Here is a 21,643-nt window from a genome sequence, read left to right as displayed (position 1 = left end):
GCTCAGTTTGTTCTGGTGGCGGGGGATGCTGTCACCGGCTTGATCTTGTCGCCCGGCTTAAGGAAGGCACCGGCGCTGGCGACAACACGTTCCGAGCCATTGAGGCCAGACGCAATGCCGACGCCGGCATCACTGATGGTGCCCACTGTGACGGCGCGGCGTTCCACCCGGTTGTCCTTGCCGACGACCATGACGAAGTTGCCATCGGCGTCGGCAAGCACGGCCGACTGCGGCAGCAGCGGACGGCTGGTCTGGCCGGCATCGATCCGGGCACGCGCAAAGGCACCGACGCGCAGGCCGGGTGCATATTCGAGCTGGATCCGAACGATGCCCTGGCGGTTGGCGGGATCGATCAGCGGATCGACCAGCCAAACCTTGCCGGAAAAGCTCTCGCTGGTGCCAACCGGCGTCACGGATGCCGTTTGCCCAACCTTGATCCGGCCGAGATCCTGTTCGGCCACCTGGGCACGCATTTCCAGCATGCCACCTTCGGCCAGACGGAACAGGCCACCGTTGCCGGGGCCCACCACCTGGCCAGCTTCCACGGAACGCGACAGGATCAGGCCAGCAGCCGGGCTGCGCACGTCAAGCCGTTCGGCACGTTCCCGGGCTGCTGCCAACTGGGCGCGGGCGACGCCCACGCGGGCAATCGCGCCATCGCGGGTGGCGGTGCGCTGATCAATGTCGGCCCGGCTGATGAAGCCCTTGGCGACCAGCGACTCGGCGCGGGCCAAATTGGCCTCCGCCAGCCGGGCTTCGGCTTTGGCCTGGCGCACGCTGGCGGCAAGCTGGGCAATTTCCTGCGTCTGCACCTGGCGGTCGATCTGGGCCAGCACCTGGCCGGCGGCAACCCGCTGGCCGGGTTCGACCAACACGCGCACCACACGCCCGCCTTCGCCCTGCACACCCACCGCGGCATCGCGGCGCGCGGCGATGCTGCCGGGCGCCACCACGGCATCGGCCATCATCGTGCTGCCCGGCACCATCACGGTCACTTCCGGAAGGTTGCTGGTTGCGGCAGCCGCCGGCGGCTTTGCCGCAGGCGCAAACACCTTCCAGCCGGCAACGCCGGCCAGGCCGACAGCCAGCGCGATCAGCGCCGGCTTCAACCAGCGGTTGCGCCGGACCGGCGCCTCAGCCACCGATTCGCCTGCAGGCGTGAACGGAAACACCGCCGCTGTGGCGGGGGACGGGGGGGCATTGTGCGCGTTCATGGTCATGGTCCTTTGCGGGTGTATTATCGGAATACATCACCGCATGCAAGGCGCTTCCATAGCTTAAATTTGCGCCACCCGAAAGGCGAATTGAGCCCGACTCGGCAAAGCGGCAGGGTGGCACGGTGCCGCTGATCAAGATGGGCGTGACGCCGCGCGCCAGAAGCGCCAGTATTGGCACAACAGTTGTCAGCAAAAGGGGACTGCCGATGCCGGGTTACAGCAAGGGCTTGCAAGAAATCGGTGACGGCCTGTTTGCCTGGCTGCAGCCCGACGGGGGCTGGGGCTGGTCAAACGCCGGGCTGATCGTGGATGGCCGCCCCGGCGATGGCGCCGCCGCCTTGGTGGACACATTGTTCGACACGGCGCTGACAGCCGAAATGCTGGCCGGCATGGAGCGTGCCACGGGCTTTGGCGCGTCCACCATCGGCCAGGTGGTCAACACCCATGCCAATGGCGATCACACCCACGGCAATCATCTGCTGCATGGGGCGGAGATCATCGCCTCCGAAGCCTCGGCCCGGGAGATGGAGGCGTTTTCGCCCAAGCTGCTGGCCCAGCTGAAGGCGGCGGGCGCGGCAGGGCAACTGGGCATCGCCGGCACCTATTTCGCCGAGGTGTTTGCTCCGTTCGATTTTGCCGGCGTGGAGGAGCGGCCGCCGACCCGCACCTTCTGCGGGCACGACCATCTGATTGTTGGCAGCAAGTCGGCCGAGCTGATCGAGGTGGGGCCGGCGCACACGGCCGGCGACGTGCTGGTGCATGTGCCGCAGGGCCGGGCGGTGTTCACCGGTGACATATTGTTCATCGAGGGCACGCCGATCATGTGGGCCGGGCCGGTGTCGAACTGGATCGCTGCCTGCGAGCGCATCATTGCCATGGATGTGGACGTGATCGTGCCAGGCCACGGCCCGCTGACCGACAAGGCCGGGGTGCGCGAGGTGGCGGAGTATCTGGCCTATATCCGCGATGAAGCCCGTGCCCGCCACGCCGCCGGCCTGTCGGCCGAAGCGGCGGCGCGCGACATTGGCCTGGGGCGCTACGCCAGCTGGAAGGACGCCGAGCGGATCGCGGTGAATGTCGATACGCTCTATCGCGAGTTCAACAACGATCCGACCCCGCCTGATGCCATCCGCCTGTTCGGCCTGATGGGGCAGATTTACTACGACCGGCGCTGAGCCCGATCAGGCAATCGTCACGCCGCCATCGATCACGAAATTCTGGCCCGTGGTGAAGGCGCCGGCCTTGCCGGCCAGGAACACCGCCATGCCGGCGATTTCATCGGGCACACCGATACGCTTCAGCGGCGCGGTGGCGGTGGAGCGCTTGAGGGTGTCGGGATCATCCCACAGCGCTTTCGCAAAATCGGTCTTGATGAGGCCGGGCGCGATGCAGTTCACGCGCACATTATCCGCCCCATATTCGCAGGCGAGGTTGCGGGTCAGCTGCATGTCGGCGGCCTTCGAAATGCAATAGGCGCCGATGATGGTGGAGCCGCGCAGGCCGCCGATGCTGCTGATGATGGTGATGGTGCCACCCTTGCGGGCACGCATGGCCGGCGCGACCATCGAGATCAGCCAATGGTTCGAGACGATGTTGTTCTGCAGGATCTTGGTGAAGGCTTCATCCGAGATGCCAGCTTGCGGGCCATAATAGGGATTGCTGGCGGCGTTGCAGACCAGGTGGTCGATCTGGCCCCATTTGGCGATGGTGGCATCGACAAGCGCCTGCAGGCTCTCCTTCGATGCGATGTTGGCCGGCAGGCTGATCGCGGCTTCGCGGCCGACAGCGGCGTTGATCTCGTCCCGCGCCGCCTCGCAGGCATCGGCCTTGCGGCTGGAGATGACGACATTGGCGCCATGTTCGGCCATGCGGTGGGCGATCGCCTTGCCGATGCCGCGGCTGGAACCGGTGATCAGGGCGGTCTGCCCGGTGAGGTCGAAAAGGGCCGGAAGGGCCATGGCGTCGTCTCCCCAGTGGATGTTTGGCGCATCCTAGGCCGCTGGCGCCGGGAATGTCACGCCCCACAGATGACAGGTTGGTTGCAGCCTGCCATCAAACGACATGGCCGAATCATCCCCGCAATCACTGTCCTCCAACGGCGTGCGCGCGACCTTGCTGTCGTGCCTGTTCTTTGCCGGGTTCGGGGCGCTCATCCCGCACCTGCCGACCTGGCTGGATGCCACCCAGGGCTTCACGGGCGTGCAGATCAGCACGGTGCTGACCATTGGCGGCCTGTCGCGCATCATTGCCGGTCCGCTGACGGCGGCCTGGGCGGCGGGGCAAAGCGACAAGCGCGCGCCCCTGTTCCTGTTTTCCTTTCTGCTGACCGCCGGTTTTGCCGCGCTGTGGTTCGTGCAGGGCTTCTGGCCGGTGTTCGGCATCATCCTGTTGATGGATGTGGGCTTCTGGGGCCTGTTGCCGGCGGTAGAGGCCGCGCTGATCCGGCTGACCAAGAAGGGCCTGCCACCCTATGGCGTGGCGCGTGGCTTGGCATCCGGCGCGTTCATCGTCGGATCGTCCAGTGTTGGTGCGCTGGTCGGCGGCTACGGTCCGTGGGCGATCTGGGCCTGGCTGCTGGGCGTGTCGATCGCCCTGATCGGCGCGGCCATCGTGATGCCGAAGGAGCCGGTGGAGGGCAATGAGGAGGCCGGCTTCGCCAGCCGCCTGATGGAGGGCGTCGGCCTCTTGAAGAACCGCCGTTTTGCCATGCTGATCTTTGCCGCCGGCATCCTCCAGGCCACCCACGGCTATTTCTATGGTTTTGGCGTGCTGATCTGGACCAAGGACCAGGCGATCAGCCAGGCGGTGGCCGGCAATCTCTGGTCGGTCGGCGTGGCGGTCGAGGTGATCTTCCTGATGTTCCTCGGCAACTGGTCGAGCCGCTTTGCCAGCGAAACGCTGATCCTGGTGGGCGCCATCGCCTGCATCATCCGCTGGACGGCGATGGCCTTCCTGCCGCCGGAACTCCTGCTGTGGCCGCTGCAGGTGCTGCACGCCGGCACCTTTGCGGCCGTGTTCCTCGGCGCGATGCGGCTGGTCAACCAGATGATGGGCGATGAAAAGACCGCGACTGCCCAGATGATCTACATGGCGCTGGCCTCGGCCCCGGCGCAGGCCTTCACCACCTTCATTTCAGGCTATCTCTATGACGCGCTGGTGGCCGATGGCCATGCCGCATGGGGCTATCTGTCGATGACGGCGGTGAGCATGGTTGGCCTGGTGCTGGCGGTGATGCTCTGGGTGACGCGGGAGCGGCCCTCCGGGGTGATGGCCGCGGCCTGATCCGCAGGCCTAACTGCGCAATTCCTGTTCCGGCTGGCTGGCATATTGCGGCAGCGGGATGGCGGCGGCGGCGGCGCGCAGGGCGTTCGACCAGCGGTTGTTGAGTTCGGAATAATAGGCATCGTCCGCCTCGATGCGGTGGATGAGTTCCAGATCGGAAATGCCGGAGCGGACGGTTGCGATGTCGATCGGCAGGCCGACCGCCAGGTTGGAGCGCATGGTGGCGCTGAACGAGATCAGCGCGATCTTCATCGCTTCGGCCATCGGCGTTTCATAGGTGAGCATGCGATCGAGCACCGGCTTGCCATATTTGGTCTCGCCAATCTGCAGGAACGGCGTGTCGGACTGGCATTCGATGAAATTGCCAGCGCCATAGATCAGGAACAGCCGCGGCCGCCGCCCGCCGATGCTGCCAGCCAGCAGCAGCGTGGCATCGGTGTAGACATTGTCATCCTTCACCACCCGGTCAATCTCGGCCTTGGCGTCAGACAGCGCCTGGCCGACCAGCTGGGCGGCGCGGAACACGGTGGGCACATCGGCCAGCGTTTCCTTCTCGCCAGTGTCGGGCATCACCACGCCCAGCGCGACGCGGGACAAGGCGCTTTGCGTGACCGAAAGGGAGCCGGCCGATGCGCACATGATCACCCGGTCGGGCCCATGCTCCATCACCCGTAACTTGCGGTAACTGCTGATATTGTCGACGCCGGCGTTGGTGCGGGTGTCGGCCATCAGCACCAGCCCTTCGCGCACCAGGATGCCGATGCAATAGGTCATGTGAAATCCCCCAAAGCCATTTGCCCGAGTTTGCGCCGGCCGCGCCGGCCCGGCAAGGGGCTCAGGCCTGCGACTGCAGCTGCGTCTGGTTCGGCGCGGCCGCCGTGGTGGTGACAGCCACCGCCATGGTTTCCATGCCGCCACCGCGCCGGGCGCCGCGCACCGGGGCGGCGTCGCGATAATCCAGCCCCACGGCCACGCGCAGATAGGCTTCGGTGGCGCACATGCCGTTGGCGGGATCAAAGGCCACCCAGCCCAGATCGGGGATCAGCGCTTCGGCCCAGGCATGGGCGGCCGGCTGGGTGATCAGGCCATCGCTGCGCACCAGATGGCCGGAGACATAGCGGGCCGGGATGCCAAGCGTGCGCACCACGCTGAGGAAGACATGGGCATAATCCTGGCACACCCCGGCCTTCAGGGCGAAGGCATGGGCGGCATCGCTGTGGCTGTGGGTGACGTCGGGATCAAAGCTGAACTGTTCATAAAGCAAGGTGGTGAGCCGGTGGCAGGTCGCCAGCGCATCGCTGGCATCGACCTGGCGGGCGAGGGCCAGCAGCGCATCATCGGGCCGGGTGAGATCGGTCTGGCGCAGGAACACCTGTGCCGGCAGCGGTTCATAGCCGCCCGACAGCACGCCATGGCTTTCCACCGTGTCCACCTCCCCCGCGACGTGGAGCGACAGGCGCTTCACCGGGCCATCGGGATAGAACATGTGGGTGATGTTGCCGAACGCATCCTCGGCGCGCTTCAGATGGCCATCGACATCGGTGTCGATCCGCCAATGGACGATATGCTGCCCCTCATGCCCCGCCGGCTGCACGCGCAGCAGCTGCAGCACATCGCTGGCCGCATGGGCATATTCATAGACGGTGCGGTAATCGACCTTGATGCGCATCTTTGCTCTTCAGAACAGATATTGTTCGGCGATGGCCTCGCCCAGCCGGTTGTTGTCGGCGATGAACTGGGTCAGGAACTCGTGCAGGCCCTGGCCAAAGATCGCATCGATGTTGCCGCCGGCCAGCCGGGCATGGCCGGCACTGGCGAGGCGATGTGCCGGGCCGCGCCGGCCGCTGTGGCTGGCCAAGAGATCAAGGTGGCGCAGGATTTCGTCATAACAGGCGGCGAGGCTGCGCGGGATCTGCCGGTTGAGGATGAGCAGATCGGCGACCAGCCAGGGCTTCACACTGTCATTGTACACCCAGCGATAGGCGGTCATCGCCGAAACCGTGCGCAGGATGGTCGTCCACTGGAAATAATCGAGGCTGCCGCCCACCGGCTCGTCGCGCGGCAGCAGCAGATGATATTTCACGTCGAGCAGCCGGGCGGAATTGTCGGCGCGTTCGATGGCGGCGCCCAGGTTGATGAACCAGAAGGCATCGCCGCGCAGCATGGTGCGGTTGGCGGCGCCGTCAAAGGCGGCCACAGCATGCTTCACATATTCGATCAGCTGCGCCAGCGTTTCACGGCTGGAAAGATGGGTGCCATAACGGCTGACCTCCAGCCAGGCCGTGTTGATCGCCTCCCAGCCTTCCTCGGTCAGCGCGGTGCGCACGGCCCGCGCGTTGGAGCGCGCGGCTTCGAGGCAGGAACGGATGGAGGAGGGGTTGCCGGCGTTCAGGGTCAGGAATTCCGTCACCTCATGCTCGTCGATGGCAAGACCGGTCTGGGTGAAGGCATCAATCTGGCAGGCAGCGGCCAGCGCCGATTCCCAGGCGTTGGACGCGCCGCCGTAAGAGGAGGGCAGGGCGGCCAGCCGCTGCGTCGCCTCGATCAGGCGGGCGGAAAAATCGGCCCGCTCCAGATAGCGGCCGATCCAGAACAGGTTTCCGGCGGTGCGGCTCAGCATGGCGCTAGCTCCGCTCGCGCCATGCGGCGCTCGTCATCCTGAACTTGTTTCAGGATCCAGGGGAGCAAGGCCTCGCAGTGCGCGCGTGCTGGGGCGCAGGCCGATGGATGCTGAAACAAGTTCAGCATGACAGGTTTTACGCAAGGCACGATCGCTTCAACCATCGATGATCCAAGTATCCTTGGTGCCGCCGCCCTGGCTTGAATTCACCACCAGGCTGCCGGCGGTCATCGCCACGCGGGTGAGGCCGCCGGGCACGATGCGCACGCCGTCGCTGCCGGTGAGCACGAAAGGCCTGAGATCGACATGGCGGGCGGCGATGCCGCCATCGGTGGCGGTGGGGCAGGTGGAAAGCGCCAACGTGGGCTGGGCGATGAATTTTTCCGGATTGGCCTTCAGCTTGGCGGCAAAGGCGGCGATCGTGGTTTTCGACGCGTGCGGGCCAACCAGCATGCCATAGCCGCCGGAGCCATCGACTTCCTTCACCACCAGTTCGGGCAGGTGATCGAGCACATACATCAGCGCTTCGGGCTCGCGGCAGCGCCAGGTCGGCACATTGGCCAGGATCGGTTCCTCGCCCGTGTAGAAGCGCACGATGTCGGGCATATAACTGTAGATCGCCTTGTCGTCGGCGATGCCGGTGCCGACCGCGTTTGCCAGCGTGACATTGCCGGCGGCATAGGCCGACATCAGGCCCGGCACCCCCAGCATGGAGCCTGGGTTGAACACCAGCGGATCGATGAAATCATCATCCAGCCGGCGATAGATCACGTCCACCCGTTGCGGGCCTTCGGTGGTGCGCATGAACACGATATCATCGCGCACAAACAGGTCGTTGCCCTCGACAAGTTCGATGCCCAGCTTGTCGGCCAGGAAGCTGTGTTCATAAAAGGCGCTGTTGTATTGGCCGGGGGTGAGCAGCACGCAGGTGGGGTGGCTGCCGCGCTGCTTGCGGGGGGACACGCTGGCCAGCGTTTCCAGCAGCTTTTCCGGATAGGTTTCCACCGGCGCCACCTTCACCTGATCGAACAGGTCGGGCACCAGTTTCAGCATCACCTCGCGGTTTTCCAGCATGTAGGACACGCCCGACGGGGTGCGGGCATTGTCTTCCAGCACGAAGAATTCATCCGGCCCGGTGCGCACCAGATCGATGCCGGCGATATGCACCCACACGCCGCCCGGCGGCTGGCGGCCAACCATGTGCAGGCAATAGGCCGGGTTCATCAGCACCAGCTCGGCCGGAACGATGCCAGCCTTCAGAATTTCCTGCGTGCCATAGACATCGGCCAGGAACATGTTGAGTGCGGCCACCCGCTGCTTCAGCCCCTTTTCCAGTCGCTGCCATTCTGGCCTTGTGATGATGCGCGGCACGATATCGAAGGGGATCAGTCGCTCGGTCGCCTGGGCATCGCCATAGACCGCAAAGGTGATGCCGATGCGGCGGAAAAACAACTCCGCCTGTGCCCGCCGCGCCGCCATTAGCTCCGCCGGGCTGTCGGCCAGCCATTGCCGGATGGCGCGATAGGCGGCCGTCACGCCTTCGGGCGAGTGGCTGTCATAGCCTTCGCCGGTGCCGAACATTTCATCAAAGGCTGGCAGCGCCTGCATTGCCCCTCCCGCCATGGTCCAGTCACTTTAGTGCGAAGCTGGAGCCCACAACGCAAGGATATTATTGCGTATGGTTCAGATAGCGGCTGGCTCAGATCAGGCCGGCGGCCCGCATCGAGCTGTGGCCGGATGCGCCGATGATGACATGATCATGCACGGTCAGGCCCAGATGCCGTCCGGCCTCGATGATGGCGCGGGTCATCTGGATATCGTCCCGGCTGGGCTGCGGATCGCCCGACGGGTGGTTGTGGACCAGCACCATGGCGGCAGCGCCAAGATCCAGCGCGCGCTTGACGATCTCACGCGGATAGACAGGGGCGGCGTTCACGGTGCCATCGTTCATTACCTCGTCGCGGATCATGATGTTGCGGTTGTTGAGGAAAATCACCCGGAACTGCTCGGTGGGCCGCTGCGCCAGGCTGGCATGGAGATAATCCAGCAGCGCCTGCCAGCCGCTGAGCACCGGCCGGTCGAGCGCCCGTGTCTTCAGCGCGCGCAGCATGACCGCCTCGACAAACTTGATTGCCGCCGCCGCGCCGTCCCCCAGGCCGTCCACGCGCTTCAGCTCTTCAGGTGTGGCAGCGATCAGCGCGGCCAGGCTGCCGAATTCATCGATCAGCCGCTTGGCCAGCGGCTTGGTGTCCTGCCTCGGGATGGCGAGGGCGAGCAGATATTCCAGCAGCTCATAATCATGAAACCCATCGCCGCCGCCCGACAGCAGGCGCTGGCGCAACCGCTCGCGATGGCCGGTGGCGGAGGGGGCGTCGCCCATACCGCTCACCCCGGCTTGCCGGCGGCGATGGCGGCACCGCACAGGGCGCCCACCAGCACGCCGCCGGGCCCGGTGATGAAGATGCCCAGCAGTGGCCCCAGATTGCCGCCGTCAAACAGCATCGGGCCGATATAGCCGCCCAGAAAGCCGATCAGGCCGCACCAGCCGGCGCCTAGCACCGCACCACGCACGATCGGGTGCCGGCTGCCACTGCCCAGCCAGGTGAAGGCGGCTAGCCCGGCCGCTGCCGCAGCCCCAGCCCAGGGGCCGAGCACGATGTTGAGCGCCACAAATCCGGCCAGTGCAGCCAGCAGGGAAAGGGCAAAGCGTCCAAAGCCGTGCATCGGGGCAGCATAACTGCAATAGCTGGCAGGGCCAATGCTTGCCGTCACGAATGATCAATGCCACTCTCCCCAACATCTGGAAGGAGAGCCGCCATGCACAAGGTGGACCGTGTGTTCGGGGAGAAGTTCCTCACCGCCATTGATGATTTCTATCGTTATGGCGTGCATCTGCTGTTCAACGAATGGTGGGAACAGGCGCCGCAGGACGCCATCGACAAATATGTGGCGGCGATTGTCGATCATCCCGAACAGGGCCCGCTGGCGGCCGCCGGCTGGATGGCGCCGGATTTTTCGCTCGCCATGGTGGCCGATTGCGCGCCGGGCACGCTGGGTGCGGCCTGGCGGGAGCATATGGTGGTGAACGGCCTCGCCGAGAAACTTGCTGCCGGCTATGCCGGGCTCACCGCCGATTTCGAAGCCAGCGGCAAGCTCAATCGCTTGCCGCCGGTGCTGAAATACAAGGTGCTGCGCGGGTATCAGACGCATGATCTGCACCATGTCCTCACCGGCTATACCACCCAGCCGCTGAACGAGCTGGCGCTGCAGGCCTTTGGTCTCGCCCAATCCGATTATCCCTATGCCGCCATGACCCTGTCGGTCATCATGGGCCACGCCACGCTGGTTGATCCCTGGCTGATCCAGCCGGCGATGGACGCCATCACCGATGGCTGGGCGCTCGGCCGCCGGGCGCGCTCCATCCAGTTCGTCGATTTCGAAAACCAGATCCACCGCCCGCTGGCCGACATCCGCGCCGAATATGGCCTCACCCGCGATGCGCCGTTCGTGCCGCTGATGCCCAAGGTCTCAGAACTGGTCGCTGGCGAGCTGAAAGTGCAGGAAAAGATGCGCGAAACCGCCCTGGCCTGACGGAAAATCGGGCAAAACGCCGGTTTTCCGGGGCCGTTTTTCCACTTTTTCCGCATCTCGGCGATTTTGCGGGGCGGGGGCCGTTCGGCGCGCGTGGCTCCGCCCAGTTGACGCGACCCTATCAGATGCGTCCGCTGTAGGACAGGCGCGTTGCTGCGGCCGCATTTCGGGATTTTGCAAATTGCCTGTAAGACGGGCGATGAAAGGGGGCGAGTCGACCGTCACCATGCGTATCTGGGGGAAGGTCATTCGGGCAGTTGTGGTCTCCGTTGGCGTGACAGTCGCGGTGATGGCCCTGATGTCGCGCATCCCGGGGCTGGACGATATTCCCGCACCCTATTGGGCGATCAGCGTGCTGCTGCCGCTGTGCCTTTCGGGGCCAATCTCCTGGTCCCTGGCGCGGCAGGCGGCCAGGATCGCCGAACTCAACGCCGAACTGCAACTGGCCTATGCCCGGATGAAGGCGCTGGCCGAAACCGATGCGCTCACCGGGCTGGCCAACCGCGCCGCCTTCCTCGCCGCCGCCGAACAACGGCAGGCGCAGGCACCGGGCCGCATCCTGATCGTCGATCTCGATCACTTCAAGGCCATCAACGACACCCACGGCCACGCCGTGGGGGACCAGGTGCTGCAAGGCATCGCCCGCACCCTGCTGGACTTTGCCCGGCAGGATGATCTGGTCGGCCGCATCGGCGGGGAGGAATTCGCCGTCTTCCTGGCGCACGCCGACGATCACGCCGCCACCACCCGCGCCAACGCCATCCGCGCCGGCATCGAACAGGTGACCATCCCCGATCACAGCGGCAGCGCCATCCGCATCACCGCCAGCATCGGCATCTCCAGCCACCACAACCTGGCCCTGCCCGACGCCCTGCAAGCCGCCGACCTCGCCATGTACCGCGCCAAACGCGCTGGGCGGAACCGGGTGCATATGGCGGCCTGAGTTCAGCGAGGAAGGGGGCCTTCGGCGGGCAGGGGCGAGGCTCCTGCACCCGGTTGTTTTCACTTGGTGCTCTTTTTTGGTGTCGAGGCTGTGTGTGGGGCGTCGAGGACCGAGCTATCGCAAGTCCTCCAGCTCGCGGCGCAGATCGGCGATGAAGGCTGCGTCGCTCGCGGCGAGATCTGTCGACTTGGCGCGCATGGCGGCGGCGTCGGAATCGTCGCCATAAGTGCCGGGGCCGGTTTCCATCGCAGAGCGTGAGCGGCCCCACACGATCCGGCATCGACCGGCGGTGGCGGAAAGCATGGGCTTCACCATGCGGGCGGGTGCGTCTGCGGGTTGGATGGTGAAGGCCAGCGTGTCAGTGGGTTTGGTGGCAATCGCCCGCACTGCAACCCGGTCGGGCAGGTTTTCCCAGGTCCGTGCGTCTGCGTCGGCGCGGACCTTGCCGTTCAGTTCCAGGAGGAGGAGGCCGACTGGGGCGAGAGCTATACTGGCGCCAATAGTGGCCAAATTGCCGCTGTTTTGGAGTTTGGCTTCGCCATCCAGCAAATAGTCGATCGGGCGGCCGCCGCGAGTCGAAGCCTGGGCGAAGATGCTGGTGCTGGCAGCAAAGGGTGTGGGACGGGTACCCACAAGCACTGCCGCGTGGGCGCCGCGCTCCTCGCCAATCGACGGTGTGAATGTCAACAACTGCAGCTGGTTTCCGCGCTGTTCCTTGATCGGGCCAGTGCCAATTTCGAATAGGGCCAGCGTGTTCTCAGATGTTGCCGGTGCGGTGTAGGTGGGATCGGCAGCGCTGGCGAGGGCAAAGGCTTCGGCGGCCTTGGCTTGGTCGTTTAGGCATAGCGACGTCCAGCCCATCAGATAGTGCAGCATGGCAAAATCCGATTGTGCGGCTTCCGTGCTGGCCATCGTGTCGAAAAGTTCGCCCGATTTGAAGGCGGCGCGGGCATTCTGGAAATCACCGCGGGCAAGATACGTCAGGCCTCGATAATAAAATAGCATGGCCCGCTCATAAGGCTCGCCCTTGAAATCCTTCATGGCTTCCATGCCAAAGAGCGAGCGCGCCTTGCTTGCGGCGCTGTCCTCAATCTGGATGGTTTCCACCGCGCGAATGGCCTGATCAAAGCTCCATTCCGCTTGCTTGAGAAGGCCGTTCTCAAGCGAGACCAGGCCCAATTTCGCCAGGTTGATCACGGCATTGCGCTTTCCTTCAGCCAATAGACGTTCGGCATAGGGACGCAACACCGGCGTGATGTTGGCCGGCACGTCGGGCGTTGTGTTCGCCAAGGCAAGCTGCGGCCGAATTGCGCCATGCGGCACCATAGCAGCGTCATTGCCGCTGGTTGAACGTCGGTTCAAATGGGCCAGCCGTTCACGGGCGTCTTGCGGAGACAAGACCTTCACGCGGTCCTTGAGTACCCCCCGGGTCCGATCTTCATGGCGAAAGAACGTCACTTTGATCGTTGCGCTCCGACCTTGCTCTACCGGTTCGAACGCAAACCGCATGGTGGTCGCCTTGTCAGCCATTCCGCCAGCCGCTGGCATGTAGACGAAGCCATCCGGGCCAGACGGCTTGAGCGGTTCGTCTTTGAAGGAGAACCAGCCGTTCGTATTCCGCGTCCACTTTGTGTTTGGCACGAGTATGGATCGGCGCAGGCGCAGAGGACTGTCGCTGATCAACGCCATGCCAAAGGATTCCATGGGAAATCCGGCGATTTCGAACTGCACCAGCCCCAACTGCGCACCGGAACTGGGGCGGATGGTCACCTCGGTCACGTCGCCAAGGCCAGTGGGGATGATGATGGGTTGAGGCGATGCGGTCTCGGCAAACACTGGCCCAGCAAGGATCGCCGTGCAGGCGAGGATGCTCGCGATGTGGCGGCATTGTCTGGCTTTTGTATGAGAGCCGCGCACCAGCAGTCGGGACATGAACACCGCCTCTCAGAATATAAGGAAGTTCCAAAAAGATTGTGTTCAATATCATCAAGGTCAAGTGATAAATTCGGTGAGAGCGGGACAGACCGGCGCAGCAGTTTTCTTTTAAAACAGCGATGCCGATGTGGCGAAATCTCCAAAACGCCTATCCGGCTTCAAAGGAACAGATTGCTTGGAGGGGTTGCCCGAATTCGGCCCCGCAAGTCGCAATGGGCGGCGATTGGGATGTGAGGGCCGAGCCAACGAAGGTGGGTGCAGGGGCCCAGCCCCTGCCCGCCGGAGGCTTCTTCTTGGTTCTTTGATGGGGCAGGGCAGGCGGTGGGAGACGGGTGTCAGCCGGCGCAAATCCCTCACCCGGCTCGGCTGCGCCGAGTCCGACCTCTCCCCCGAGGGGAGAGGTGATTATTCGGCGGCTGGCAGGTAGATCGCGCTGCCTTTGGCGCGGAATTCGGCCGACTTCTCCGCCATGCCGGCTTCCAGCATGTCGGTGCTGTTCTGTTTGGCGGCGTAGTCGCGGACGTCCTGGGTGATCTTCATGCTGCAGAATTTCGGCCCGCACATGGAGCAGAAGTGCGCGACTTTCGCGCCTTCGGCGGGCAGGGTTTCGTCGTGGTAGGCCATCGCCGTTTCGGGATCGAGCGACAGGTTGAACTGGTCGCGCCAGCGGAATTCGAACCTTGCCCGGCTCAACGCGTCGTCGCGGAGTTGGGCGCCGGGGTGGCCTTTGGCGAGGTCGGCGGCGTGGGCGGCGAGCTTGTAGGTGATGACGCCGACCTTGACGTCGTCGCGGTCGGGCAGGCCGAGATGTTCCTTGGGAGTGACGTAGCAGAGCATGGCGGTGCCGAACCAGCCGATCATGGCGGCGCCGATGCCGCTGGTGATATGGTCATAGCCCGGCGCGATATCGGTGGTGAGCGGCCCGAGGGTGTAGAAGGGGGCTTCGCCGCATTCTTCGAGCTGCTTTTCCATGTTGATCTTGATCTTGTGCATCGGCACGTGGCCGGGGCCTTCGATCATCACCTGGCAATCCTGCTCCCAGGCGATCTTTGTGAGCTCGCCAAGGGTTTCGAGCTCGGCAAACTGGGCGCGGTCGTTGGCGTCGGCGATGGAGCCGGGGCGCAGGCCGTCGCCAAGGCTGAACGACACGTCATAGGCGCGCATGATCTCGCAGATCTCGCGGAAGTGGGTGTAGAGGAAATTTTCCTTGTGGTGGGCGAGGCACCATTTCGCCATGATCGAGCCGCCGCGGGAGACGATGCCGGTGACGCGGTTGGCGGTGAGCGGCACGTAGGCCAGGCGGACGCCGGCGTGGATGGTGAAATAGTCGACGCCCTGTTCGGCCTGTTCGATCAGCGTGTCGCGGAACACATCCCAGGTGAGATCCTCGGCAATGCCGCCGACCTTTTCCAGCGCCTGGTAGATGGGCACGGTGCCGATCGGAACCGGCGAGTTGCGCAGGATCCATTCGCGGGTGTTGTGGATGTTGCGGCCGGTTGAAAGGTCCATGATCGTGTCGGCGCCCCAGCGGGTGGCCCAGACCATTTTTTCGACTTCCTCGGCGATGGAGGAGGCGACGGCCGAGTTGCCGATGTTGGCGTTGATCTTCACCAGGAAGTTGCGGCCGATGATCATCGGTTCGGCTTCGGGGTGGTTGATGTTGGCCGGGATGATGGCGCGGCCGCGGGCGATTTCGTCGCGCACGAACTCGGGGGTGACATGATCGGGAATGGCGGCGCCGAAGCTTTCGCCGTCGCGGGCGCGCTCCATGGCGGCGGCGCGGCCCATGTTCTCGCGGATGGCGACATATTCCATTTCGGGCGTGATGATGCCGCGGCGGGCATAGGCCAGCTGGGTAACCGCAGCGCCGGCCTTGGCGCGCAGGGGCGTCTTCACGACGTTGGGGAATTCGGCAACGTCTGACTTGCCGCCGGGGACGTTCACCACGCCATTGTCTTCCGGCTTCACCTCGCGGCCGGGATAGCGCTCCACATCGCCGCGCGCTTCGATCCAGGCGGTGCGCAGCGGCGGCAGGCCGGCGGCGATATCGATGCTGGCGGCGGCATCGGTGTAGGGGCCGGAGGGATCATAGATGCGCACCGGCGGTTCCTTGGCCGAAGGATCGAGCGCCACTTCGCGCATGGCGACGCGCAATTCCGGATGGATGACGCCGGCGACATGGATCTTGCGGCTGCCCGGCAGCGGCCCGGTGGTGACCGGCATTTCCAGTTTCGAATTGATATCGGCCATGGCGTGCGTCCTTGTTCCAAAATCCGGAATGGACGGGGCGCGGATCTGGCCAGTCTTGGCTCACACGCTCCCTCCCTCCGCCGGTGTCAACCGGATCAGGTTCAGCGGGTTGCGCGGGCGCGCTCTCAGCCAGTTGCCTGGCACCCCGGGGAATGGGCCCGGATTACGCCCGCTCGCCCCACTTGGCAAGGCCGCGATCGGTGCCGCAGAGCTTGTCCCAAAAGCGGAAATAGAGGCCATAGTTGCAGGTGTAGAAGCGGTGGTGTGCCTCGTGGTGGCTGGCCGAGATGATGTGGCGGCCGAACCAGCCGCCCACCCAGCGGGCGGGGAACATTTCCCAGCCCATGTGGTTGGTGACGCCCATGATGGTGGCGATGAGCATGACCACGCCCAGCGCGCCGATGTGGATGGGCAGGATGAAGACCATGGCGGGGATGAAGATGGCGCCGGAGATGGCTTCCCAGGGATGGAAGCTCATGGCGGCCCAGGCGGTGGGCGGCCGGCTGGCATGGTGGACGGCGTGGGCGGCCTTGAACAGGCGGGGCTGGTGCATCCAGCGGTGCGTCCAATAGAACCAGGTGTCGTGCGCGAAGAGATAGGCGAGGATGGACAGCGGCCACCAGGCGGCCTGCAGCGGGGTTTCGACCGTCCACATCAATTGCGTCCAGCCCCATTGGCGGAAGGCTTCGACGGCGAGCGCGGCGGGGATGCCATAGATGGCGGCGGAAATCAGGCTCCAGCGGATTTCGGCGCGGATCTGGGTGCGGCGCTTGGTGGGATCGGCGGGGCCATCGCTGATGCCGCGCCGGCGGGTGAGCCAGGCAAAGCCGCCGGAGACGGCAAGATAGCGCACGGCGATGATCAGCGTCATCGAAACGGTGGCAAAAGCGAAGGTGAGGCTGGTGGACACCGGCGTGGTTTAGCCGGCCGGGCCGCCCGCGCCAAGCGGCAGGCGGTCGCGGCCTGGTCATTGCCTGTTCACGCGGCGCGGTTAAGACGTTGCGGCAAAGGAGAAACACCGTTGCCGCTTGTTACCTGTGCCGCGCTGGCGCTGGCGCTGGCCAATCCCGCCAGCACCGGCCCGCTGCAATTGACCGAGGATTGTGTGGCGGGCAGATCCGCCGACGGCAAGGCCGAGCCGGCGCTGCGGGTGACGGTGCGGTTTGATGCGCCCTTGGTGGTGGAGGCGACCGGCCGGCGTGTCGAGGGGCTGGCGATCGACAATGGCGGCAACATCACATGGCAGGGCGGGGAGATTGTGGCGCCTGGCGGCGCGCCGCAGCGCGGGGTGGCCGGGGCGCAATTTTATGCCGTGCTGGTCAACCGCGGCGATGCCGTGACGCTGGACGGCGTGCATCTGACCGATGCGCGCAAGGCGGTGGCGGTGCGGTCTTCCAGCCGGGTGACGTTGCGCAACGCCCATTGCGACGGGTTGGTGGAAGATTGCATGATCGTTTCAGACAGCCAGACCATCCAGTATCTCGACAATGTGATTGGGCCGTTCAAACGCTATCTTTCGCTGTGTGAGCGGGGTGGGGCGGTGACCCAGGCCGTGCCGCGCCGCGATTGCGAGGGCAGCGGCGGCACCTGGACCGATGGCTGGCACAGCGATGCGTTGCAGCTGCGCAATGGCACCAGCGATGTGCTGGCGCGCGGCAACCGCATCGCCACCACCGGCCAGGGCCTGACCCAGATGGATGCGCCGACCGACCGACCGCTGGCCAATGTGCGGTTTGAAAACAATGTGATTGCCGCTGGCCGCCATGGCCTGACGTTGACCAACTGTGATGGCTGCCGGATCAGCGGCAACCGGCTGACCACGTCGGTGCCGGGCTGGAAGAGTGTGGTGAAGCCCGGCAAGGCGATGGCGTGCGGCAATGATGTGCCCGATGGTGGGCCTGGGCGGGACAAATGCCCGTCGTGACGAGGGGTTGATCAGCCGGCGAGGGCGTGTTCGCAGCTGACCAGCAGGCGGGCGAGTTGCAGCCCATAGAGATGGGCGATCTCCTGGTTGGCGCTGACCGTGAACTGGTGCCCGGTGCCGTCTTCGATGAGGAGATTGCTGCTGCGCGCCGCGGCGAGCAGGCGGGCGATGTGCATGCGCGACACGCCGAACCGGCGGGCGAGCGCAGCACCGTTGAGCGGGAAGGCCTGCCCGCCACTAGGCTGCCAGCCGCTTTCGCTGATCATCAGCCACAGCAGCGGCGATCCGGCATCGCGTTCCAGAAACACGCGCGCCAGATCGGCGGCACCATCCAGATCGGGGCGGGATTGCAGCAGGCCCTGCATCTGGCAGCTGGTGAAGCGGTGCAGCCATTCTGGCTGCGCCAGCCGGCTTGCCATGGTGGCGGCCTTCGGATCGATCAGCGCGGCGGCCTGCAGCGCGGCGACGAGATGCTGGCGCCAGGCCTGTTGAAAGGCCGGGGCTACGGCATGGCTGCGCCCGTTGCCGGGCCAGGGGGTGATCAGGCCGAGCCAGGCGAGATAGGCCAGCATGGCATGGGCACGGCCGGGGCTGAGCAGGCCGAAGGCGGCACACAGCCGCTTGAGATCGGGCAGGCTGACGCCATCGCGCGCCATCGAGGCCGCCACCATCGCGGCGACATAGCGGCCGGCATCCTTGAAGATGCCGGCCAGCGCGCGTTCGCTGTCGAACAGGTCCAGCATCGAACTGGCCAGCGCCTGCACGGCCGGCGCGAAATCCGGATGCGCCTGCACCCGGGCCAGCGCGGCGGCGATGCGGGGATCGCCATCATCCCAGCCAGAAGTGGCCGGTGGTGCGGTGCTGGCGGCTTGGAGCGGCATGGCGCGGGATATTAGGAAGATATCAGCACCGGTGAAGTGACTTGTGCGCCACATATAATGGGCCGCCGCCGCATTCGGGCAAAAATGTTACGCGCACAATGCAATATGGGCTGTTAACATGCTGATGTTGCGGAGGATTGATGGCTTGACCACCCATCGATCACCGGCCGGCCACGCTGCGGCTGGCCGGACCGGTTGCCGGGTGACGGGTGGGCGAGCCCGGCTCCGCAGCGCAGTTTCTGGCTGCACACTGGCAAAACCAGCCCTGTGGCGCGCCGTCGCTTGACCGGCCGGTTGGGTCGCGGCAGCGTGCGGCCATGCACAGCTTCATCCGCCGCCACATCCTTGCCGCCGCCTTGGCACTGGCCCTGCCCGTGCAGGCGCAGGAACCGCAACCCGCGACCCCGGCTCCAGAAAAGCCGGCGCCGGCCACCGTGGCCATCGTGGTGACCACCGAACTGGGGCCGATCACCATCGCGCTGGAAACCGAGCGCGCGCCGATCACGGCGAATTATATCCTGAAGCATGTTGACGAGGCGCGGCTGGATGGCGCGGCCTTTTACCGGGCGATGAAGCTGACGCCGGATGGCAATTATGGGCTGGTGCAGGGCGGCATCCAGGACGGGCGCAAGCTGTTGCCGCCGGTGGCACATGAACCGACGAGCGTGACCGGCCTGACCCACAATGAAGGCGCCGTGAGCCTGGCGCGCGGCGCACCGGGCACGGCGCAGGCGCAGTTCTTCATCATCCTGGGCGATCTTTCCAGCCTGGATGCCAAGCCGGGCGCGCCCGGTGACAATCTTGGCTATGCCGTGTTCGGCCGGGTGACGGACGGCATGGATGTGGTGAAGAAGATCCAGAACGCGCCCGTCTCGGCCACCAAGGGCGAGGGCGCCATGAAGGGCCAGATGATCGAAACGCCGGTGAAGATCATCAGCGTGAAGCGGGTGATCCCGTTGCCGCCAAAGCCGGTCGTGAAGCCAGCACCGCGCCCGGCTGCGCGGAAGGCGGTGCCGAAAAAGCGCTGATCAATTATAGGGTGGCGCGAACCAGCCCTTGGGGCTCTGCGTGAAGATCTCGCAGCCGGTTTCGGTGATCCCGATGCTGTGTTCGAACTGGGCCGACAGGCTGCGATCCCGGGTCACCGCGGTCCAGCCATCGTCCAGCACCTTCACGGCCGGGCCGCCGGCGTTGATCATCGGTTCGATGGTGAAGAACATCCCCGGCCGCAGCAGCACGCCGCGCCCCGGCTTGCCGATGTGCACCACGTTGGGGGCGGTGTGGAAATCCTGGCCCAGACCATGGCCGCAGAAATCGCGCACCACGCTCATGCGGTTCTTTTCGGCGTGGGTCTGGATGGCGTAGCCGACATCGCCCAGCGTGTTGCCCGGCTTGGCCTGTTCGATGCCCAGCATCAGGCATTCATAGGTGACATCAACGAGCCGCCGCGCCTTGATCGGCACATCGCCCACAAAGAACATGCGGCTGGTGTCGCCATACCAGCCATCCACCACCACGGTCACATCGATGTTGACGATATCACCGGACTTGAGCTTTCTGGGCCCCGGAATGCCGTGGCACACGACATGGTTCACCGAAACGCACAGCGAATGGGAAAAGCCGCGATAGAAGACGGTGGCCGAAGCAGCGCCGGCGGCGCGGACAAATTCCCACGCCATCGTGTCGAGATCGATGGTCGCAACCTCCGGCTGGACGAAGGGGGTGATGTGATCCAGCACCTCGGCCGCGAGCCGCCCGGCCTTGCGCATGCCTTCGAATGCGGCCGGCCCGTGCAGGCGCAACTGGCCTTCCTGCGGGTCCATCACGGTGGTGTAGAGCGCCTGTGTCATCATGATGCACATAGGCGTTCGGGGCCGCCAAGTCCATGCGGCCAACAATCCGGGCCCGGTAATCAGGGCATGGCCAGCCAAGGCTGGCTGGGGTAAGACGGCGGCCATGAGCGACGAACGCATCTACACCGCCGCCCTGGTGATCATCGGGGATGAAATCCTGTCGGGCCGCACCCAGGATGCCAACCTGGCCTATCTGGCGAAATGGCTGGGCGTGCAGGGCATCCGCCTGAAGGAAGTGCGCGTGGTGTCGGATGATATGGATGCGATTGCCGATGCGGTGAACGCCCTGCGCGTGTCCCATGACTATCTGTTCACCACCGGCGGCATCGGCCCCACCCATGATGACATCACCGTGGATGCGATTGCCGCGGCGCTGGGGCGGGAAGTGATCGTGCACCCGGATGCGCGGGCAATATTGGCCGATCATTATGGTGACCAGTTGACCGACGCGCGGCTGCGCATGGCCCGCACCCCGGCCGGTGCCAGCCTGATCGAAAATCCGCGCACCAAGGCGCCGGGCATAAGGGTGGAGAATATCTTCATCATGGCCGGGGTGCCGATGATCACCCAGGGCATGCTGGCGGCGCTGGACGGCACGCTGGAAGGCGGTGCGCCGGTGTTGAGCCGCACGGTGGCGGCCTGGACGCAGGAGAGCAAGGTCGCCGACTTGCTGAAGCGCACCGAGCGGGACAATCCCGGCGTGCAGATCGGGTCCTACCCCTTCTGGCGGGAGGGCAAGACCGGCGCCAACTTCGTGCTGCGCTCCACCAGCACCGCCCAATTGGCCGAGGTGGCGGAAAAGCTGATGGCAGGCCTCATGGAAATTGGTATCACGCCCGTAGACGGTGAGCTGTGAGGGTCAACATGGCGATCATCCGATATGCGCTGCTGGCGCTGATGGGGTTTGCATTTCTGCTGCTGGCGGTGTCGAACTGGACATTCGTGCCCTTTACCCTGCCCGATGGCGGGGTGGCGCGGGCGCCGTTGCCGCTGCTGCTGGCCGGGGCCTTTCTGGCCGGCATGATCCCGACCTGGTTGTGGATGGCCTTTGTGCGGCCGCTGGTGGAAGGCCGGCGGTTGCGGCCGAACACGGCCCGCACCGAGCGCGCCGAAGTGGCGCCGCCGCTGGCGCAAACGGGCATCTGAC

21 protein-coding genes and 1 riboswitch are annotated in these 21,643 nt (G+C 65.2%); of the genes, 8 read left to right on the top strand and 13 right to left on the bottom strand.

All coding sequences use genetic code 11. The features are described from left to right. Positions 1-2 precede the first annotated feature (2 nt). Complete coding sequence (locus AC6BOR_RS03170; RefSeq protein WP_498059761.1) at positions 3-1,142, bottom strand: efflux RND transporter periplasmic adaptor subunit; 1,140 nt, start codon at positions 1,140-1,142, stop codon at positions 3-5. Between the two features lie 281 nt (positions 1,143-1,423). On the opposite strand from AC6BOR_RS03170, the gene AC6BOR_RS03165 reads away from it, so the two are divergent. Continuing rightward, positions 1,424-2,392 (top strand): MBL fold metallo-hydrolase, encoded by a 969-nt coding sequence (locus tag AC6BOR_RS03165; protein WP_498059760.1) that lies wholly within the window; start codon positions 1,424-1,426, stop codon positions 2,390-2,392. A gap of 6 nt (positions 2,393-2,398) precedes the next feature. Here the strand turns inward: AC6BOR_RS03165 and AC6BOR_RS03160 are convergent, their stop codons facing one another. Next, complete coding sequence (locus AC6BOR_RS03160) at positions 2,399-3,175, bottom strand: SDR family NAD(P)-dependent oxidoreductase (RefSeq protein ID WP_498059759.1); 777 nt, start codon at positions 3,173-3,175, stop codon at positions 2,399-2,401. 103 nt (positions 3,176-3,278) lie between these two features. Here AC6BOR_RS03160 and AC6BOR_RS03155 point away from each other — a divergent pair, with 103 nt between their 5' ends. Further along, positions 3,279-4,499, top strand: coding sequence for an MFS transporter (locus tag AC6BOR_RS03155; RefSeq protein WP_498059758.1), 1,221 nt, complete (start codon positions 3,279-3,281; stop codon positions 4,497-4,499). A gap of 9 nt (positions 4,500-4,508) precedes the next feature. On the opposite strand, the gene AC6BOR_RS03150 is transcribed toward AC6BOR_RS03155, so the two are convergent. The 6 genes from AC6BOR_RS03150 to AC6BOR_RS03125 all read right to left on the bottom strand — a co-directional run bounded on the left by AC6BOR_RS03150 (position 4,509) and on the right by AC6BOR_RS03125 (position 9,843). After that, the gene (locus AC6BOR_RS03150) at positions 4,509-5,273 is read right to left on the bottom strand and encodes a proteasome-type protease (RefSeq protein WP_498059757.1); all 765 of its coding nucleotides are present in this window, start codon (positions 5,271-5,273) and stop codon (positions 4,509-4,511) included. A gap of 61 nt (positions 5,274-5,334) precedes the next feature. Beyond that, the gene (locus AC6BOR_RS03145) at positions 5,335-6,168 is read right to left on the bottom strand and encodes a transglutaminase family protein (protein ID WP_498059756.1); all 834 of its coding nucleotides are present in this window, start codon (positions 6,166-6,168) and stop codon (positions 5,335-5,337) included. Between the two features lie 9 nt (positions 6,169-6,177). Then, positions 6,178-7,119: an alpha-E domain-containing protein gene (locus tag AC6BOR_RS03140; RefSeq protein ID WP_498059755.1), complete on the bottom strand. Its 942-nt coding sequence runs from the start codon at positions 7,117-7,119 to the stop codon at positions 6,178-6,180. A gap of 156 nt (positions 7,120-7,275) precedes the next feature. Continuing rightward, the gene (locus AC6BOR_RS03135; protein WP_498059754.1) at positions 7,276-8,727 is read right to left on the bottom strand and encodes a circularly permuted type 2 ATP-grasp protein; all 1,452 of its coding nucleotides are present in this window, start codon (positions 8,725-8,727) and stop codon (positions 7,276-7,278) included. A gap of 91 nt (positions 8,728-8,818) precedes the next feature. Next, positions 8,819-9,499, bottom strand: a complete 681-nt coding sequence (gene radC, locus AC6BOR_RS03130; RefSeq protein ID WP_498059753.1) for a RadC family protein — start codon at positions 9,497-9,499, stop codon at positions 8,819-8,821. 5 nt (positions 9,500-9,504) lie between these two features. Beyond that, positions 9,505-9,843 carry a hypothetical protein gene (locus AC6BOR_RS03125; RefSeq protein ID WP_498059752.1) on the bottom strand — a complete coding sequence of 113 codons (339 nt, stop codon included), beginning with the start codon at positions 9,841-9,843 and terminating at the stop codon, positions 9,505-9,507. A 93-nt stretch (positions 9,844-9,936) separates the two neighbouring features. Here AC6BOR_RS03125 and AC6BOR_RS03120 point away from each other — a divergent pair, with 93 nt between their 5' ends. Further along, the gene (locus AC6BOR_RS03120) at positions 9,937-10,710 is read left to right on the top strand and encodes a Coq4 family protein (RefSeq protein ID WP_498059751.1); all 774 of its coding nucleotides are present in this window, start codon (positions 9,937-9,939) and stop codon (positions 10,708-10,710) included. Between the two features lie 298 nt (positions 10,711-11,008). After that, complete coding sequence (locus tag AC6BOR_RS03115) at positions 11,009-11,653, top strand: GGDEF domain-containing protein (RefSeq protein ID WP_498059750.1); 645 nt, start codon at positions 11,009-11,011, stop codon at positions 11,651-11,653. 114 nt (positions 11,654-11,767) lie between these two features. On the opposite strand, the gene AC6BOR_RS03110 is transcribed toward AC6BOR_RS03115, so the two are convergent. From AC6BOR_RS03110 to AC6BOR_RS03100, 3 genes are all read right to left on the bottom strand, one after another. Further along, a complete protein-coding gene (locus AC6BOR_RS03110; RefSeq protein WP_498059749.1) occupies positions 11,768-13,585 on the bottom strand; it encodes a hypothetical protein in 1,818 nt (605 codons plus the stop codon). Positions 13,586-13,993: 408 nt separating this feature from the next. Next, on the bottom strand, positions 13,994-15,838 hold the full coding sequence (thiC, locus tag AC6BOR_RS03105) for a phosphomethylpyrimidine synthase ThiC (protein WP_498059748.1): 1,845 nt from the start codon (positions 15,836-15,838) through the stop codon (positions 13,994-13,996). Between the two features lie 55 nt (positions 15,839-15,893). Beyond that, positions 15,894-15,996: riboswitch (TPP riboswitch) on the bottom strand. Positions 15,997-16,001: 5 nt separating this feature from the next. Continuing rightward, entirely contained in the window at positions 16,002-16,709 is a 708-nt protein-coding gene (locus AC6BOR_RS03100) for a sterol desaturase family protein (RefSeq protein ID WP_498060698.1), read from the bottom strand. Positions 16,710-16,859: 150 nt separating this feature from the next. On the opposite strand from AC6BOR_RS03100, the gene AC6BOR_RS03095 reads away from it, so the two are divergent. Then, complete coding sequence (locus AC6BOR_RS03095; protein WP_498059747.1) at positions 16,860-17,762, top strand: hypothetical protein; 903 nt, start codon at positions 16,860-16,862, stop codon at positions 17,760-17,762. A gap of 11 nt (positions 17,763-17,773) precedes the next feature. Here AC6BOR_RS03095 and AC6BOR_RS03090 read toward each other — a convergent pair whose 3' ends face one another. Then, positions 17,774-18,643, bottom strand: a complete 870-nt coding sequence (locus tag AC6BOR_RS03090) for a hypothetical protein (protein ID WP_498059746.1) — start codon at positions 18,641-18,643, stop codon at positions 17,774-17,776. Between the two features lie 317 nt (positions 18,644-18,960). Here AC6BOR_RS03090 and AC6BOR_RS03085 point away from each other — a divergent pair, with 317 nt between their 5' ends. Further along, the gene (locus tag AC6BOR_RS03085; RefSeq protein WP_498059745.1) at positions 18,961-19,671 is read left to right on the top strand and encodes a peptidylprolyl isomerase; all 711 of its coding nucleotides are present in this window, start codon (positions 18,961-18,963) and stop codon (positions 19,669-19,671) included. Here the strand turns inward: AC6BOR_RS03085 and map are convergent, their stop codons facing one another. Next, entirely contained in the window at positions 19,672-20,493 is an 822-nt protein-coding gene (gene map, locus AC6BOR_RS03080) for a type I methionyl aminopeptidase (protein ID WP_498060697.1), read from the bottom strand. It abuts the gene before it with no gap. Between the two features lie 106 nt (positions 20,494-20,599). Here map and AC6BOR_RS03075 point away from each other — a divergent pair, with 106 nt between their 5' ends. Together AC6BOR_RS03075 and AC6BOR_RS03070 are read left to right on the top strand one after the other, a co-directional pair. Beyond that, positions 20,600-21,352 (top strand): competence/damage-inducible protein A, encoded by a 753-nt coding sequence (locus AC6BOR_RS03075; protein ID WP_498059744.1) that lies wholly within the window; start codon positions 20,600-20,602, stop codon positions 21,350-21,352. Positions 21,353-21,360: 8 nt separating this feature from the next. Then, positions 21,361-21,642, top strand: a complete 282-nt coding sequence (locus tag AC6BOR_RS03070; protein WP_498059743.1) for a hypothetical protein — start codon at positions 21,361-21,363, stop codon at positions 21,640-21,642. Position 21,643: the final 1 nt, after the last annotated feature.

The organism is Sandarakinorhabdus sp. FBCC-B8862, assembly GCF_059745315.1.
This window is presented reverse-complemented; position numbering and strand designations above follow the sequence as displayed.